The organism is Pantoea sp. ACRSC, from assembly GCF_022346785.1.
GTDB lineage: Bacteria > Pseudomonadota > Gammaproteobacteria > Enterobacterales > Enterobacteriaceae > Pantoea > Pantoea alvi.
Genome location: NZ_JAKRNN010000015.1, coordinates 76,689 through 93,254, shown reverse-complemented (window position 1 = coordinate 93,254; position 16,566 = coordinate 76,689). Strand labels below are relative to the sequence as shown.

General features: G+C 62.1%; 13 protein-coding genes. 5 read left to right on the top strand and 8 right to left on the bottom strand.

Features of this window, described 5'->3' with window-relative positions:
• Positions 1–19 precede the first annotated feature (19 nt).
• Both frsA and gpt read right to left on the bottom strand, forming a co-directional pair.
• Positions 20–1,267 carry an esterase FrsA gene (gene frsA, locus MHZ97_RS15355; RefSeq protein ID WP_103795187.1) on the bottom strand — a complete coding sequence of 416 codons (1,248 nt, stop codon included), beginning with the start codon at positions 1,265–1,267 and terminating at the stop codon, positions 20–22.
• Between the two features lie 123 nt (positions 1,268–1,390).
• Complete coding sequence (gene gpt / locus MHZ97_RS15350) at positions 1,391–1,852, bottom strand: xanthine phosphoribosyltransferase (RefSeq protein WP_081141165.1); 462 nt, start codon at positions 1,850–1,852, stop codon at positions 1,391–1,393.
• A 253-nt stretch (positions 1,853–2,105) separates the two neighbouring features.
• Here gpt and pepD point away from each other — a divergent pair, with 253 nt between their 5' ends.
• The 4 genes from pepD to MHZ97_RS15330 all read left to right on the top strand — a co-directional run bounded on the left by pepD (position 2,106) and on the right by MHZ97_RS15330 (position 7,410).
• Complete coding sequence (gene pepD, locus MHZ97_RS15345; RefSeq protein WP_103795189.1) at positions 2,106–3,563, top strand: beta-Ala-His dipeptidase; 1,458 nt, start codon at positions 2,106–2,108, stop codon at positions 3,561–3,563.
• Between the two features lie 258 nt (positions 3,564–3,821).
• Positions 3,822–5,327, top strand: a complete 1,506-nt coding sequence (locus MHZ97_RS15340) for a sugar ABC transporter ATP-binding protein (RefSeq protein WP_103795190.1) — start codon at positions 3,822–3,824, stop codon at positions 5,325–5,327.
• Positions 5,324–6,322: an ABC transporter permease gene (locus MHZ97_RS15335; RefSeq protein ID WP_103795191.1), complete on the top strand. Its 999-nt coding sequence runs from the start codon at positions 5,324–5,326 to the stop codon at positions 6,320–6,322. The genes MHZ97_RS15340 and MHZ97_RS15335 overlap by 4 nt, the downstream gene beginning before the upstream one ends.
• Positions 6,323–6,345: 23 nt before the next feature.
• Positions 6,346–7,410 (top strand): sugar ABC transporter substrate-binding protein, encoded by a 1,065-nt coding sequence (locus tag MHZ97_RS15330; RefSeq protein ID WP_103795192.1) that lies wholly within the window; start codon positions 6,346–6,348, stop codon positions 7,408–7,410.
• 28 nt (positions 7,411–7,438) lie between these two features.
• Here MHZ97_RS15330 and MHZ97_RS15325 read toward each other — a convergent pair whose 3' ends face one another.
• The 6 genes from MHZ97_RS15325 to MHZ97_RS15300 form a co-directional block, all read right to left on the bottom strand.
• Positions 7,439–8,581, bottom strand: a complete 1,143-nt coding sequence (locus MHZ97_RS15325) for a glycerate kinase (protein WP_239314866.1) — start codon at positions 8,579–8,581, stop codon at positions 7,439–7,441.
• Positions 8,582–8,661: 80 nt separating this feature from the next.
• A complete protein-coding gene (gene garR, locus MHZ97_RS15320) occupies positions 8,662–9,546 on the bottom strand; it encodes a 2-hydroxy-3-oxopropionate reductase (protein WP_103795194.1) in 885 nt (294 codons plus the stop codon).
• Between the two features lie 19 nt (positions 9,547–9,565).
• Positions 9,566–10,336 carry a 2-dehydro-3-deoxyglucarate aldolase gene (gene garL / locus MHZ97_RS15315; RefSeq protein ID WP_103795195.1) on the bottom strand — a complete coding sequence of 257 codons (771 nt, stop codon included), beginning with the start codon at positions 10,334–10,336 and terminating at the stop codon, positions 9,566–9,568.
• Between the two features lie 44 nt (positions 10,337–10,380).
• On the bottom strand, positions 10,381–11,712 hold the full coding sequence (gene gudD, locus MHZ97_RS15310; protein WP_103795196.1) for a glucarate dehydratase: 1,332 nt from the start codon (positions 11,710–11,712) through the stop codon (positions 10,381–10,383).
• 10 nt (positions 11,713–11,722) lie between these two features.
• Positions 11,723–13,069: a glucarate dehydratase family protein gene (locus MHZ97_RS15305; RefSeq protein WP_239314865.1), complete on the bottom strand. Its 1,347-nt coding sequence runs from the start codon at positions 13,067–13,069 to the stop codon at positions 11,723–11,725.
• 9 nt (positions 13,070–13,078) lie between these two features.
• Positions 13,079–14,425, bottom strand: a complete 1,347-nt coding sequence (locus MHZ97_RS15300) for an MFS transporter (RefSeq protein ID WP_103795198.1) — start codon at positions 14,423–14,425, stop codon at positions 13,079–13,081.
• 556 nt (positions 14,426–14,981) lie between these two features.
• On the opposite strand from MHZ97_RS15300, the gene garD reads away from it, so the two are divergent.
• Positions 14,982–16,541, top strand: a complete 1,560-nt coding sequence (gene garD / locus MHZ97_RS15295) for a galactarate dehydratase (protein WP_239314864.1) — start codon at positions 14,982–14,984, stop codon at positions 16,539–16,541.
• Positions 16,542–16,566 lie beyond the last annotated feature (25 nt).

Genomic DNA, 16,566 nt, shown 5'->3' with positions numbered 1-16,566 from the left:
ACCGCTGTGAATTTGCCAGCTACTGTTGTAACCGCTTTGCCAGCCAGTCGCAAACCTGATTCAGCGCGCGCTCGAAATTTGCCAGCACCGGCCTGACGCCGATCGGCAGCAGCTTGCCGTCGGCGGAAGAGCTGGCGATCAGCCGCGCATCCTCTTCCGGGCCAAAGGGATCGTTCGGCCAGTAGCCCGCCAGCATCGGCGTCGAGGTGCGGCGGCCCAGCAGCCCCTGCACCTTGAGCGAGTAGCGATTCAGTTCGGTGCGCAGCGCGCTGTCGCTGGTAAACGCCATGCCGAGGCGGCTGGCAAGCATATCCATATACATATCTGGAATGGCATCCTGCTGCTGCGCGCTGGTCAGCAGGCTGTGCACCATCGGGCCGAGCGTCGCCACGGCGCGCAGGCGCGGCGCTTCCAGATAGGCGAGCCGCACCGCGACGTTGGCGCCGAAGCGATAGCCGAACGCCGCCACGCGCTGATGATCGATCCAGGGCACGTTCGCCAGATCGCGCAGCACCTGCTGGTGCAGAAAGCTGGTGTCCTGATTAAGCCGCCACTTAACGGAAAAGCCCACCGACGGCATATCCAGCGTCAGCATGGCGATACCGCGCGGCGCGAGGTAGTCATGAAACAGGCGATAGTGATCGCTTTGCAGCGAGTCGAGGCCGCCGCACAACAGCACGGTGGGATACGGCGCCGGGGTGTTGGGCGGCATATGCAGAAAGCCGGTGATGGGGCTGCCCCCTTCGATATTAAAGCTCAGCGCCTTGAGTTCGCCCGGCAGGCGGCGCGTCGCCTCTTCATAGGCGCGGTTCGCCAGCGTCTGCGCCTGATCCGCCAGCTCGTCGCCTTTAATATAGGGATAGGCGGCCAGGCTAAAGAGGTGGGAGGCGCGCAGCCAGTGCTCGCCGGCAAGGCTGTCGTCGCGCTCTTCCTGCGCGCGCGCCTGCCAGAGGCCCGCCTGCTTCGACCACTCAAACGCCCAGTTGCCGCTGCGAAAACCGATAACGGTATCGAGCAGCGCGTCGTTGGTATGGCGCTGGTCGCTGATGGCGATACGCGCCAGCACCTCGCTGATCTCCTGTGGCGGCACGCCGCGCCATGTCCACATTAGCTTGTTGAGCATACGATACCAGCCGTGCTGGCTGCTGCCGTCCAGCGTCGCTTCGACCTCTACTTCGGCGTGGTGCTGGCGATGCACCAGCGAGGAGGTTTCGGGGTAGTTGTAGTGCGGCTTGAATAGCTCTTCGCTGAGATTTTTGCTCGACATACTCGTTTCTCCTGACGGCCCTGGCAGTGGCTAAGTGTACTGCAGCGTCAGGAGGGGCGCGAGGTGCAAAAGAGCGCAGAAAGCACAACGCCCGGCAAGCCGGGCGTTGTTAACAGGAGAAGATCAGGCGCCTTTAACGATAGGCGGAATATAGACCACGCCCATGTCCCACGGCTGTTCAATCCAGGTGTTCTGCGGGATATCCACCACGTAGTCATCAACCAGCGGGCGGCCTGCCGGCTTGGCGAAGATGGTGACGAAGTGCGCTTTAGGATACATTTCGCGGATCGCCTGCGCGGTGCCGCCGGTGTCGACCAGGTCGTCGATAACGATAAAGCCTTCGCCATCGCCTTCCGCGCGCTTGAGGACTTTCATTTCGCGCTGGTGGTCGTGGTCGTAGCTGGAGATGCAGACGGTATCGACATAGCGAATGCCAAGCTCGCGTGCCAGCAGAGAAGCAGGCACCAGGCCACCGCGGCTGACTGCGATAATGCCTTTCCACTGTTCAACAGGAAGCAGGCGCTGAGCCAGTTTGCGGGCATGAATCTGCAGCATGTCCCAGGTAACGACGTATTTTTCACTCATGAATAGCGATCCCAGCCAGTTTAATCGGCTTAAAAATGTGCAACGGGGAAAAGGTTGCGCGAGATTATAAGGATCCTCAGCGCTAAAAACCAGCATCCGAACCACCAGTTGCGGCTTTTTAGCGCGCCTGAGTACGCACCCGACGCTAACAGTGATATTCTCAGCCCCATCACGTCAGATTCGCTGACGGCGACCATTCACTGGAAACTCGCGCACACCGGCCTGGCCGGCGCACTGACACAGGAGACCTGTCGTGTCTGAATTGTCTCAGCTTTCTCCCCAACCGCTGTGGGATATCTTCGCCAAAATCTGCTCCATTCCGCACCCCTCTTTTCATGAAGAGGCGCTGGCCACCTATATTGTTGGCTGGGCGAAAGAGCAAGGTTTCTGGGTTGAGCGCGATGCGGTCGGCAATATTCTGATCCGCAAACCGGCGACCGCCGGTATGGAAAACCGCACGCCGGTAGCGCTGCAGGCGCACCTCGATATGGTGCCGCAGAAAAACAACGACACCGCCCATGACTTCACCAAAGATCCGATTCAGCCCTATATTGACGGCGAATGGGTCAAGGCGCGCGGCACCACGCTGGGCGCCGACAACGGCATCGGCATGGCCTCCGCGCTGGCGGTGCTGGCCGACAGCAGCCTGACCCACGGCCCGCTGGAGGTGCTGCTCACCATGACCGAAGAGACCGGCATGGACGGCGCTTTCGGTCTGCAGCCGAACTGGCTTCAGGCTGAGATCCTGATCAACACCGACTCGGAAGAGGAAGGCGAGATCTATATGGGCTGCGCTGGCGGCATCGACTTTATTACCACCCTGCCGCTGACGCGCGAAGCGGTTCCGGCTAACTTCGACACCCTGAAGCTGACCCTGAAAGGGCTGCGCGGCGGCCACTCCGGCGCGGATATCCATATGGGTCTCGGCAACGCCAACAAGCTGCTGGCGCGCTTCCTCGCCGCGCACGCCGCCGATCTCGATCTGCGCCTGATCGATTTCAACGGCGGTACGCTGCGTAACGCCATCCCGCGCGAAGCCTTTGCCACGCTGGCGGTCGAGAGCCATAACGTCGACGCGCTGAAAGCGGCGGCGGCGCACTTCCTGCTGGCGCTGCAGAACGAGCACGGCGTAAAAGAGAAGAACATCAACGTGGTCACCGAGCCGCTGGCGCACCAGGGCGAGGCGCTGAGCGCAGAGAGCCGCGACCGCTTCCTGAACCTGCTGAACAGCACGCCGAACGGCGTTATTCGCAACTCCGACGTGGCGAAAGGCGTGGTGGAAACCTCGCTGAACGTCGGCGTGGTGACGATGGATCACGACAAGGCGGAGATTAACTGCCTGATCCGTTCGCTGATCGACACCGGCCGCGACTATGTGGTGCAGATGCTGACCTCTCTCGGCCAGCTGGCTGGCGCGCAGACCAAACCGAAAGGCGGCTATCCGGGCTGGCAGCCAGACGCTAACTCGCCGATTATGGCGCTGACGCGTCAGACCTATATCGCGCTGTTCGACAAAACGCCGAACATCCAGGTGATCCACGCCGGTCTGGAGTGCGGCCTGTTCAAGAAGCCTTATCCGAATATGGATATGGTTTCCATTGGCCCGACCATCACCGGTCCGCACTCGCCGGACGAGCAGGTGCATATTGAGAGCGTCGGCCTTTACTGGAAACTGCTCACCACCCTGCTGAATGCGATTCCAGAAAAGTAAGCGCGGCGTAGTTCGATAAACCAGGCTCCGGCCTGGTTTTTTTATGCCCGCGCCGCGCCAGCATAAAACACCGCTTTTCACTGAGTTCCCCGCTGTAAAACACCAGAGTTATCTGGCGAGCCAGCTTTAGCCGCCAAACTATCCAGATGTCTGGATGGCTAATAAGATTTCGTGCTAGCTTATGCGCTTTCGGCTGTTGCCGCGCCTGAGACTTCAGGAAAAAATTGCGGCCAGCCAGTCACAGGGGAGCTTCAGCTGATGAGTGCCTTAAACCGCCTTGAGATGCGCAATATCTCGCTCGCATTCGGCGGATTCGCCGCGCTGACGCAGGTGGATTTCGTCACGGAAGGCCACTCGGTTCACGCGCTGACCGGCGCTAACGGCGCGGGCAAATCGACGCTGATGGCGGTGCTGTCGGGTGCGCACAGCCACTACAGCGGCGAAATCCTGCTGGACGGCGCGCCGGTGTCGATACGCAGCCCGCGCGACGCGAAACGGCTCGGCATTCATCTGGTGCAGCAGGAAGTGGATGTGGCGCTGGTGCCCCAGCTGAGCGTGGCGGAAAACATCCTGCTGGATCGGCTGGCCGAACCGGGGCACGGGTTTCGCTGGCGCGCTATCCGCCGCCAGGCGCGCGCCCTGCTGGCGCAGCTCGAGGCGAATATCGACGTCAGGCAGCTGGTGGAGCGCTGCACGCTGGCGGAGAAGCAGCAGATTTTGCTGGCGCGCGCGCTGTCGCACCACTGCCGCTTTCTGATCCTGGATGAACCGACCGCCCCGCTCGACCAGCATGAGAGCGAGCGGCTGTTCGCCGTGGTGCGCCGCCTGCAAAACAGCGGCATCGGCGTGGTGTTTATCTCACACCGTATCCATGAGCTGAAGGCGATCTGCGATCGCCTGACGGTGCTGCGCGACGGTCGCCTGATCGAGAGCGGCCCGATGGCGGCACTCAGCGGCGAGCAGATCGTTGAGAAGATGCTCGGCCATCAGCTGACCGATATCTATCCGCCGCGCCGTCCCGCCAGCGCGCAGCCGCTGCTGCTGGCGGTAGAGGGCCTGCACGACGACCGGCTGCTGCAGGATATTTCGCTGCGGCTGCATCAGGGAGAGATCCTCGGCATCGCCGGGCTGGCGGGCGCGGGTAAAACCGAGCTGTGCAAGGCGCTGTTCGGCGCCAGCAAAAGCCGCGTAACGCGCGGCGAGCTGCACGGCAGGCCGTGGCGGCCGCGCTCGCCGCACGATTCGGTGAGCCGACGCATGGCGCTGGTGCCGGAAGAGCGGCGCAAAGAGGGCATTTTTATCGACGAGCCGGTGGCGATGAACCTCAGCGTCAGCGCCGACAACAGCTTTTCGCGCTGGAGCCTGTTCGGCCACCGTCAGGCGTGGCGCTGGGCGGAAGAGGTTATTCAGCGCCTGAACGTGCGCACCACCGGCCCGGCGCAGCCGCTGCGCCGCCTCTCCGGCGGCAACCAGCAAAAAGTCGCCATCGGCAAGTGGCTGCGCAACCACGCTGACGTGCTGATTTTTGATGAGCCAACCAAAGGCGTCGACATCAAGGCGAAAACCGAACTGTTCCGTTTAATCAGCGATCTGGCGCAGGAGGGCAAAGGTGTGATCTACGCCTCCGGCGAGTTTGCCGAGCTGGTCGGGCTGTGCGACAGAATTTGCGTGCTCTGGGACGGGCGCATCGTGGCCGAGCTGGACGGGCGCGCGGCCACCGAAGAGACGCTTTTGCTCTATTCCACTGGAGGAACCCCTGCGTGAGCAGCAAAGAGATTACCCTGACCGCAGCGACGCCGCTGCGCCATCGACTGTTCGACTTCTTCTATAAGTGGGGAATGCTAATCACGGTCGCCCTGCTGATTGCCGGCTTTGGCCTCGCCTCAGAGAGTTTTCTGGAACCGAACAATATCATCAATATCCTGCGATCCATCGCCATCGTGACGGTGATCGCCGTGGGCGTGTCGGTGTCGCTGACCGTCGGCGGCTTCGATCTCTCGGTTGGCTCCACCGCCTCGCTGGCCAACGCGCTGGTGATCTCGCTGTTCGTCTGGTACGGCATGAACAGCGTTGAGGCGATTGCGCTCACCCTGGCGCTCTGTACGCTGATCGGCCTGTTCAACGCCTTCCTGATCGTCATTCTGCGCATTCCCGATATGCTGGCGACCCTCGCCACGCTGTTTATTATCCAGGGCGTGGCGATGACCTACAGCTTCGGCGGTTCCATCACGGAAAATATGGTGATGCCGAGCGGCGATATGGCGGAAGGCACGATCCCGGCGGGCTTTGGCCTGCTCGGCCAGGTGCCGGTGATCGTCATTATTATGCTGGTGGTGACGGCGGCGGCGCAGCTGGCGCTGTCGCTGACCACCCACGGCCGCCGCATGTACGCGCTGGGCGGCAACCCTGAAGCGGCGCGCCTCTCCGGCATCCGCACCACCCGCTATCGCGTGCTCGCCTATGTCATCGCCTCGCTGCTGGCGGGCCTGGGCGGCATTCTGCTGGCGTCGCGCATCGGCTCATCGCAGGTGAATGCGGGCGGAGGTTACCTGATGGACGCCGTGGCGGCCGCCTGGATCGGCCTGTCGCTGGCGGGTGCCGGCAAGCCTAACGCGCTCGGCACGCTGGTGGGCGCGGTGCTGCTCGGCGTGCTGCAAAATGGCCTGGTGATGCTCTCTGTCCCCTACTACGCCATGGATATTATTAAAGGACTGGTGCTGGCTCTGGCACTGGCAATGACCTACGTTCAGCGCCGCTAACGCTGATTAACCGGGAAATGACAATGAAAAAAATAACGCTCTCTCTGCTGACCGTCAGCCTGCTCTCCGCCAGCGCCTTCGCCGATACCCTTGTGCCGGTGCCGGCCCCCATCGCGAATCACCAGGGGCCGGTGCGCATCGCGGTGATCCGCAACCTGGGCTCTGACGACAACACCACGCAGTTTGTCGCCGGCGCCATTCAGGAGGGCCGCAAGCTGGGCTTTAAGGTCAGCACCTTCCTCAGCAACGGCGACGACGCACGCTTTCAGGACTTCGTTAATCAGGCGATTAGCCAGAAGTATGACGGCATTATTCTGTCCCACGGCAAAGCGCCCTACGCCAGCGGTCTGGTGAAGCGCGTCGCCGACGCCGGTATTAAAGTCTCGGTGTTCGATACGCCGGTTGATACGCCGCTCCCCGGCGTGACCGTCACCGCGCAGGATGACGCCTCGCTGGCGCAGTCGTCGCTTGGCCAGCTGATCAAAGACTTCAACGGCAAGGCGAATATCGTCAAGCTGTGGGTAGCTGGCTTTCCGGCGATGGAGCGCCGTCAGGTGGTCTATGAGAAGCTGCTGAAGGAGAACCCCGGCATTCATCAGCTGGAGTCGATCGGCGCGGTCTCTTCTGACGTGCAGGGCGATACCGCCAACAAGATCGGCGCGATCCTGGCGAAGTATCCGAAAGGCAAGATCGACGCGATCTGGGGCGCGTGGGACGCCTTCAGTCAGGGCGCCTATAAGGCGCTGCAGGAGAACGGCCGCACCGAGATCAAACTCTACAGCATTGACGTCTCTAATCAGGATCTGCAGCTGATGCGTGAGAAAAACAGCCCGTGGGTGCAGACCGTGGCGGTCGATCCGAAAACCATCGGCGCGGTAAATATGCGTCTGGTGGCGAACAAGATCGCCGGTGAAACCACGCCCGCCACCTACGATTTCAAAGGCGCGTCGATCTCTCAGCAGCAGCTGAATAGCCAGCAGGGGGCGATCAACGTCGCGTCGCTGAATAAGATTGTGCCCGGCTGGGGCGGCAACAACGATTTCGTCGCGCCCTGGTTCGCCACGCTGGAAGCGAAGTATAAGAAGTAAAACAGAAAGCGGCCTGAAGGCCGCTTTTTTACTGTAGTGCGCCGCCGACCTTCAGCGTCGCCGCGATATTTCTCGCCGCCAGCCGCAGATTGGTTTCCGCGTTTGCCAGCGCCTCCTCCAGCGTACAGATGCTGTAAAGCACGCTGAATACCGCGTCCAGACCGTGCTGATGCACGACGCCAACGTCCGCCGTCAGGCTGCCGGCAATGCCAATCACCGGCTTGTTAAACTGTTTCGCCACCTGCGCCACGCCAATCGGCACCTTGCCGTTGATGCTCTGGCTGTCGATGCGTCCTTCGCCGGTGATCACCAGCGAGGCGTCTCTGACCTGCTCCGCCAGCCCCAGCGCCTCGGTGACAATCTCGATGCCGCGCCGCAGATCCGCCTGGCAGAAGGCATGCAGCGCCGCGCCCATGCCGCCCGCCGCGCCGCCGCCGGGAATATGCAGCACGTCGATATCGAGATCGCGCTGAATAATCGCCGCGTAGTGCGCCAGCGCGCTGTCCAGCTGCCTGACCAGCTGCGGCGTCGCCCCTTTTTGCGGGCCGAAGATGGCCGATGCGCCGTCGTGGCCGGTCAGCGGGTTGGTGACGTCGCACGCCACTTCGAAACGGCACTGCCGCACGCGCGCGTCCAGCCCGCTGATATCGATCTTCGCCAGCGCCGGCAGCGCGCCGCCGCCGAAGCCGATCTCGCTCCTCTGGGCATCCAGCAGCTGCGCGCCCAGCGCCTGCATCATGCCCGCGCCACCGTCGTTGGTGGCGCTGCCGCCGATGCCGATAATGATATGCCCGACGCCCTTGTCCAGCGCGCTCTTGATCAGTTCGCCGGTGCCGTACGAGGTGGTGGTCAGGGGATCGCGCTGCGCGGCGGGCACCAGCTCCAGCCCGCTGGCGGCCGCCATTTCGATAAAGGCGGTGCGCGCGTCGCCGGAAAGGCCGTAGAAGGCGTCAACCGGCGCGCCGAGCGGTCCGGTCACGCGCAGGTTAACGATACTCCCCGCCGTCGCCGCTACCATCGCCTCAACCGTGCCTTCGCCGCCGTCGGCAACCGGTATCTTTACGTAGGTGGCGTCAGGAAAAATCTCGCGGAAGCCCGCTTCAATCGCGGTTGCCACGCCTGAGGCGGATAAACTCTCTTTGTATGAATCCGGTGCGATTACGATTTTCATAGGCAATCCAGGCGCTGTTGATAGACGATTCATCATCCCTGATGGCGCGCTGCGGCGGCCGCGCCGACCGCCGCAACGCGTTAACGGGTTATCTCAACTTTGGCTAATTTTTCATAATAGCAGGCCAGCGCGCTGTGGTCGGCGTTGCCCTGCCCGTCGTTGCGCAGCGCCTGCATCATCTCCATCACTGCGGCGGTGAGCGGAAGATGGGCGCCGATGCCGTGCGAAGTATCGAGCGCGTTCGCCAGATCCTTGATATGCAGGTCGATGCGGAAGCCCGGCTTGAAGTTGCGATCCAGCACCATCGGCGCTTTGGCGTCGAGCACGGTGCTGCCCGCCAGGCCGCCGCGGATCGCCTGATAGACCAGCTCAGGATTGACGCCCGCTTTCGTCGCCAGCGACAGCGCTTCCGACATCGCCGCGATATTGAGCGCTACGATGACCTGGTTCGCCAGCTTGGTGACGTTGCCCGCGCCGATATCGCCGGTGTGTACCACCGATCCCGCCATCGCCTTCATAATGTCGTAGCAGCGGTCGAAGGTCTCTTTGTCACCGCCCACCATCACGGAGAGCGTGCCTTCGATCGCTTTCGGCTCGCCGCCGCTCACCGGCGCGTCGAGCATCTTAATTCCCTTCTCCGCCAGCGCGTCATGCACCTCGCGGCTGGCGAGCGGCGCGATAGAGCTCATATCGATAACAATCAGCCCCGGCTTTGCGCCGTCGATAATGCCGTTTTCGCCCAGGCACACCTCTTTCACCTGCGGTGAGTTGGGCACCATGGTGATCACCACGTCAACCTGCTCCGCCACCTCTTTCGGCGATCTCGCCACGGTCGCGCCCAGCGCGGTCAATTCCGCCTCGTTGCTGGCGTTGTGGTCGCGCACCACCAGCGAGTAACCGGCTTTCACCAGGTTTTTACTCATTGGTTTGCCCATAATGCCGAGGCCGATAAATCCAATTTTCATTGCCTTTCCTCTCTGTCAGTTACAGCTTAAATTTGTCGCACAGCGCCTGGGTGGCGTTGCGGAAAACCCCTAAATCGCTGCCTACGGCAACAAAGCTGGCGCCCCATTCAAGATAGCGGCGCGCGTCCGCCTCGACCGGTGCCAGGATGCCGCTCGGCTTGCCTGCCGCGCTGGCGCGCTCGAAGATATGCTTAATCACCTTCAGCACCTCCGGGTGGGCAGGCTGGCCGAGATAGCCCAGCGCGGCGGAGAGATCCCCCGGCCCGACAAAGATGCCGTCAACGCCGTCAACCGCGGCGATAGCGTCGATGTTGTCGACCGCCTGCTGGGTTTCGATCTGCACCAGCAGCGTAATATTGTCGTTTACCGTGGCGTTGTAATCCGGCAGCGTGCCGTACATATTGCTGCGGTGCGACACCGAGACGCCGCGAATGCCGGCGGGCGGATAGCGGGTCGAGGCCACGGCGCGCAGCGCCTCCTCTTCCGTTTCCACAAACGGGATCAGAAAGTTGTAGAAACCAATATCGAGCAGGCGCTTGATAATCACCGGCTCGTTGCAGGGCGGACGCACCACCGGCGCGCTGACGCTGCCCTTGAGCGCCATCAGCTGCGGCACAAAGGTGGTGATATCGTTGGGGGCATGTTCGCCGTCCAGCACCAGCCAGTCGAAACCGGCCAGGCCGAGCACTTCGGTGGTAATAGGGTTGGCCAGCGCGCACCAGCTGCCAATCAGGGTTTCGCCTGCCAGCAGGCGACGGCGAAACGTGTTCGGCCAGGCTCTGTTACTCATCATCTCTTCTCCCGTTACGGCGCTCCCAGCCGGGAGCGCAAAAATTAGCGCACCAGACAGGGACGTTTATTGTCGAAGGTCCAGTTCGGCACGAGGAACTGCATCGCCTGCGCATCGTCGCGCGCGCCTAGCCCATGTTTTTGATAGAGCGCGTTGGCCTGCATCACCTGATCCATATCCAGCTCGACGCCCAGCCCTGGCTTCTGCGGCACCTGCACCATGCCGCCTTTGATCTGCAGCGGCTCTTTGGTCAGGCGCTGGTTGCCTTCCTGCCAGATCCAGTGGGTATCGATAGCGGTGATGGCGCCCGGCGCGGCGGCCGCGACGTGGGTGAACATCGCCAGCGAGACGTCAAAGTGGTTGTTGGAGTGCGAGCCCCAGGTCAGGCCGAAGTCGTGACACATCTGCGCCACGCGCACCGAGCCCTGCATGGTCCAGAAGTGCGGATCGGCCAGCGGAATATCCACCGACTGCAGCGACAGCGTATGGCCCATCTGCCGCCAGTCGGTGGCGATCATATTGGTGGCGGTCGGCAGCCCGGTGGCGCGGCGGAACTCCGCCATCACTTCGCGTCCCGAATAGCCCTGCTCGGCGCCGCACGGATCTTCCGCATAGGCCAGCACCCCTTTCAGCTGCTTGCCGAGCAGGATCGCCTCGTTCAGCGACCAGGCGCCGTTGGGATCGAGCGTAATGCGCGCCTCCGGGAAGCGCTTCGCCAGCGCCGTCACCGCTTCCGCCTCTTCGCCGCCGCGCAGTACGCCGCCCTTGAGCTTGAAGTCGTTAAAGCCGTACTTGTCGTATGCCGCCTCGGCCAGCCGCACCACGGCCTCTGGCGTCAGCGCCTCTTCGTGGCGCAGGCGATACCAGTCGCAGCGCTCATCCTCCTGGCTCTGGTAGGGCAGCGCGGTTTTCTTACGGTCGCCGATGTAGAACAGGTAGCCGAGCATCTCGACGCGGTCGCGCTGCTGCCCGTCACCCAGCAGCGTGGCGACGTTCACCTGCAGATGCTGGCCCAGCAGGTCGAGCAGCGCCGCCTCAATGCCGGTGACGACGTGGATCGTGGTGCGCAGGTCAAAGGTCTGGCTGCCGCGTCCCGATGCGTCGCGGTCAGCGAAGGTGCTGCGCACCAGGCTAAGAACGTTTTTGTACTCGCCGACCGTTTTGCCGATCACCAGCGCCGCCGCCTCTTCCAGCGTCTGGCGGATCCGCTCGCCGCCGGGGATTTCGCCTACGCCGGTATGGCCCGCGTTATCCTTAATAATGACGATATTTCGGGTGAAAAAAGGCGCGTGTGCGCCGCTCAGGTTGAGCAACATGCTGTCATATCCGGCTACCGGAATAACCTGCATCGCTGTGACTTTTGGTGTCGAACTCATCTCCTGCTCCTTACACTGTGGCGCGGCCGAATGCCGGGCGCTTGCGGTCGAACGTCCAACCGGGAATCAAATACTGCATGGCGGTGGCGTCGTTACGCGCGCCCGCCGGCAGCGAGTTATAGAGGTCGTTGGCCTGGCGCAGCCGATCCCAGTCCAGCTCGACGCCCAGCCCCGGCGAGTCGGGAACGGCGATTTTACCGTTGCGGATCTGCAGCGGCTCTTTGGTCAGGCGCTGGTCGCCCTCCTGCCAGATCCAGTGGGTATCGAGCGCGGTCGGATTGCCCGGCGCAGCGGCGCCGACGTGGGTGAACATCGCCAGCGAAATATCGAAGTGGTTATTGGAGTGGCAGCCCCAGGTAAGCCCCCACTCGTCGCAGAGCTGCGCCACGCGCACCGCGCCGCTCAGCGTCCAGAAGTGCGGATCGGCCAGCGGAATATCGACCGCGTTGAGCATCACCGCATGGTTCATCTCGCGCCAGTTGGTGGCGATCATATTGGTAGCGACAGGCAGCCCGGTAGCGCGGCGGAACTCCGCCATCACCTCGCGGCCGGAATAGCCCTGCTCCGCGCCACACGGATCTTCGGCGTAGGTCAGCACCTCCCCCATGCCTTTACAGAGGCGGATCGCCTCGTCCAGATGCCAGGCCCCGTTGGGATCGACAGTAATGCGCGCCTCGGGAAAGCGCCGTTTCAGCGCCGCTGCGGATTCCATCTCCTGCTCGCCCGGCAGCACGCCGCCTTTGAGTTTGAAATCCTTAAAGCCATATTTGTCCTGCGCCGCCTCGGCCAGGCGCACTACCGCTTGCGGCGTCAGCGCCTCCTGATGACGCAGGCGATACCAGTCGTGGTCGCCGCTCTCCCCGCTCAGGTAGGGCAGATCGGTTTTGCGGCGGTCGCCGATATAGAAGAGATAGCCGAGCACCGTTACCTCGTCGCGCTGCTGGCCGGGGCCAAGCAGATCCGCCACCGGCACGCCGAGGCACTGGCCAAGCAGATCGAGCAGCGCCGCCTCCAGCGCGGCGACCGCGTTGACGCGCAGTTCAAAGGTCCAGGCGCCCTTGCCGAAGGTATCGAAGTCGGCCGACTGGTTGCCTTTGTGCACCTGCTGCACCAGCCGGTTCATGCGCGCCACCTGCTGCCCCTCGACCTGCGGGATCGCCTCGACCAGCGTCTGGTAGATGGTGTCACCGCCGGGCGCTTCGCCGACGCCGGTATGCCCCGCGCTGTCGGTCAGCACGACGATATTGCGGGTAAAACAGGCGTTATGCGCGCCGCCGATATTCAGCAGCATGCTGTCATATCCGGCGACCGGGACCACCTGCATGCGGGTGACGATCGGCGAGCTTTGCGTAGACATACTTTCTCCTTATCCGCGCGGTTTCAGTTCGATACGTTTGATATCGCCTGCAATCACCAGGAAGCTGAACGCGGCGACGAACGCATGGATGCCGACATAGATCAGCGCCCCTTCAAACGAGCCGCTGCTGGCGATGATATAGCCGATAGCGATAGGCGTAACGATGCCGGATAAGTTGCCGAACATATTGAACAGGCCGCCGCTCAGGCCGCTGATCTCTTTCGGCGCGGTGTCCGCCATTACCGCCCAGCCCAGCGCGCCGATGCCTTTGCCGAAGAAGGCGAGCGCCATAAAGAACACCACCACCCATTCGGTATCGCTGTAGTTACACATCACCATGCTGATCGAGAGCAGCATGCCGAGCACGATAGGCGTTTTGCGCGCAATATTGAGCGAGCCGGTTTTCCGCATCAGGTAATCGGAAATAACGCCGCCCAGCACCCCGCCGAGGAAGCCGCACACCGCCGGAATCGAGGCGATCATCCCCGCTTTCAGAATCGACATGCCGCGCGCCTGCACCAGATAGACCGGAAACCAGGTGATAAAGAAATAGGTGAGCGCGTTGACGCAGTACTGGCCGAGATAGATACCCAGCATCATGCGCGAGGAGAGTAGCTGTCTGATCTGGAACCACTTCTCATCCCAGCTCACTTTCTGCTGCGTCTTTTTCGCGTCCATATTGATCAGCGCGCCGCCCTGCTCCATATACTCCAGCTCGGCTTTGTTCACGCCGGGATGGTCGTTTGGATCGTGGATCACTTTCAGCCAGATAAAGCTGAGAATGATGCCGAGACCGCCCATAAACCAGAACACGTGCGCCCAGCCCACTTCGGCCACCAGCCAGCCCATAATCGGCGCAAAAATAACCGTGGCGAAATATTGCGCGGAGTTGAAAATCGCCACCGCGGTGCCGCGCTCCTGCGCCGGGAACCAGGCGGCAACGATGCGGCTGTTGCCGGGAAATGAAGGGGCCTCGGCCAGGCCGACCATAAAGCGCAGCAGAAACAGCGAAACGACAATGCCGAAGCCGCTGAAGATATCGACAAAGCCCTGCAGCAGCGTAAAGAGCGACCAGGTAAAGATGCTCCAGAAGTAGACGCGTTTAGAGCCGAAGCGGTCCAGCAGCCAGCCGCCCGGGATCTGGCCGATAACATAGGCCCAGGAGAACGCCGAGAAGATATAGCCGAGTCCCACCGAGTCCAGGCCGATATCTTTCGACATGGCGGAGCCGGCGATGGAAATGGTGGCGCGGTCGCCGTAGTTGAACGAGGTGACGATAAACAACATCACCACGATCCAGTAGCGGGCGTTGGTGCGCTTCTGCACCGCTTCCGCCGTCTGGCTGTAACTATTCATGATGCACTCCTGAAATATAGCGTTCGCTACATTCGCTCTGACTGCATACACATCGCGTTGGGTATCAGAGAGAAGTCGGGTTAAACACGGCGATTTTTTATAGGGGCAAACCGATAGTGCGTCGTGACGAATAACCTAACGTCGAATAACGAAAGCCAGTATAGGAATGACAACAGGCGGAGGCACTGGAAGAACGCCTGACAATTAAGCCTCTGGGACACGCATTGTCTGGCAGTTGCACAGCCGACTGCGGCGCGCCTCACGGAACCCGCTTTTTTCAGCCAGTAATGGCGATTTATTAAGCAGCGGCGGACGCCTTTGTGAGACTCTTCACTTGCTTTTGGAGAAGCGAACCAAAAAGCAGCGTAAATGCGCGCAAATGCCGGTCAGTTGCACAATGCGGGCGACAACCGGGGTTCATATACTAAGGCTGGCAAATCTGATGTGCGTCATGAAGAACGATAATGCGCCGCCACGTACGGCGCGCCCGGCTGCTGACAAAGCCTGCTCGGGCACGGGATTAATCATTTGCGTATGCATGACTGGAAGGTGAGCGATGAACCGAATTCTGAATGAGCCGCCGCTCTGTATCAAAGTCCATGAAGATGACAATGTCGCTATCGTGGTCAATAGCCAGGGCCTGCCGGCAGGCACCACCTTTCCCGATGGACTGACGCTGACGGAACATGTTCCGCAAGGGCATAAAGTCGCCCTCGCCGCGATTCCGCAGGGGGCGGCCATCCTCCGCTATGGCGAAACGATCGGCTATGCGCTGCGCGATATCGCCCAGGGGAGCTGGATCGACGAGTCGCTGGTTATGCTGCCTGAAGCGCCGCCGCTCGCCAGCCTGCCGCTGGCGACCAACGTGCCGCCGGAGCTGCCGCCGCTGGAGGGCTACACCTTTGAAGGCTACCGCAACGCGGACGGCAGCGTCGGCACGCGCAACCTGCTCGGCATTACCACCAGCGTACACTGCGTGGCGGGCGTGGTGGACTACGTGGTGCAGATTATCGAACGCGACCTGCTGCCGAACTATCCGAACGTCGATGACGTCGTGGCGCTAAACCACCTGTACGGCTGCGGCGTGGCGATTAACGCGCCGGCGGCGGTGGTGCCGATTCGCACTATTCATAACCTGGCGCTGAACGCTAACTTCGGCGGCGAAATCATGGTAGTGAGCCTCGGCTGCGAGAAGCTGCAGCCGGATCGTCTGCTGACCGGCACCCCCGACGTGCAGGCGATTTCACTCGACGAAAGCGATATTGTGCGCCTGCAGGATGAGCGCCATATCGGCTTCGGCGCGATGGTGGAGGAGATCCTCAGCGTAGCGAAAAGGCACCTTGAGCGACTCAACCGCCGCCAGCGTGAAACCTGCCCCGCCTCCGCGCTGATCGTCGGCACGCAGTGCGGCGGCAGCGACGCCTTTTCCGGCGTCACCGCCAATCCCGCCGTGGGCTTCGCCTCCGATCTGCTGGTGCGCTGCGGCGCGACGGTGATGTTTTCCGAAGTGACAGAAGTGCGCGACGCTATCCATCTGCTGACGCCGCGCGTTATTAATGAAGAGGTCGGCAGGCGGCTGCTGGAGGAGATGGCGTGGTATGACGACTATCTCGATCAGGGCCAGACTGACCGCAGCGCCAACCCCTCGCCCGGCAATAAAAAAGGCGGGCTGGCGAACGTGGTGGAAAAAGCGCTGGGATCGATCGCCAAATCGGGCCGCAGCGCGATTGTCGAAGTGCTGTCGCCCGGCCAGCGACCGACGCGGCGCGGCCTGATCTACGCCGCTACTCCCGCCAGCGATTTCGTCTGCGGCACGCAGCAGATGGCGTCGGGGATTACGCTGCAGGTCTTTACCACCGGACGCGGCACCCCTTACGGACTGGCGGCGATTCCGGTGATCAAGATGGCGACGCGCAACGCGCTGGCCGATCGCTGGCACGATTTAATGGATATTAACGCCGGCACTATCGCCACGGGAGAAGAGACCATTGAGCAGGTCGGCTGGCGGCTCTTTCACTTGATACTGGACATCGCCAGCGGCCGCCAGCAAACCTGGTCAGATCGCTGGGGCATTCGCAACCAGCTGGCGGTGTTCAATCCGGCGCCGGTGACCTGACAGCGAGGCGCGCTGCGCTGCGGCG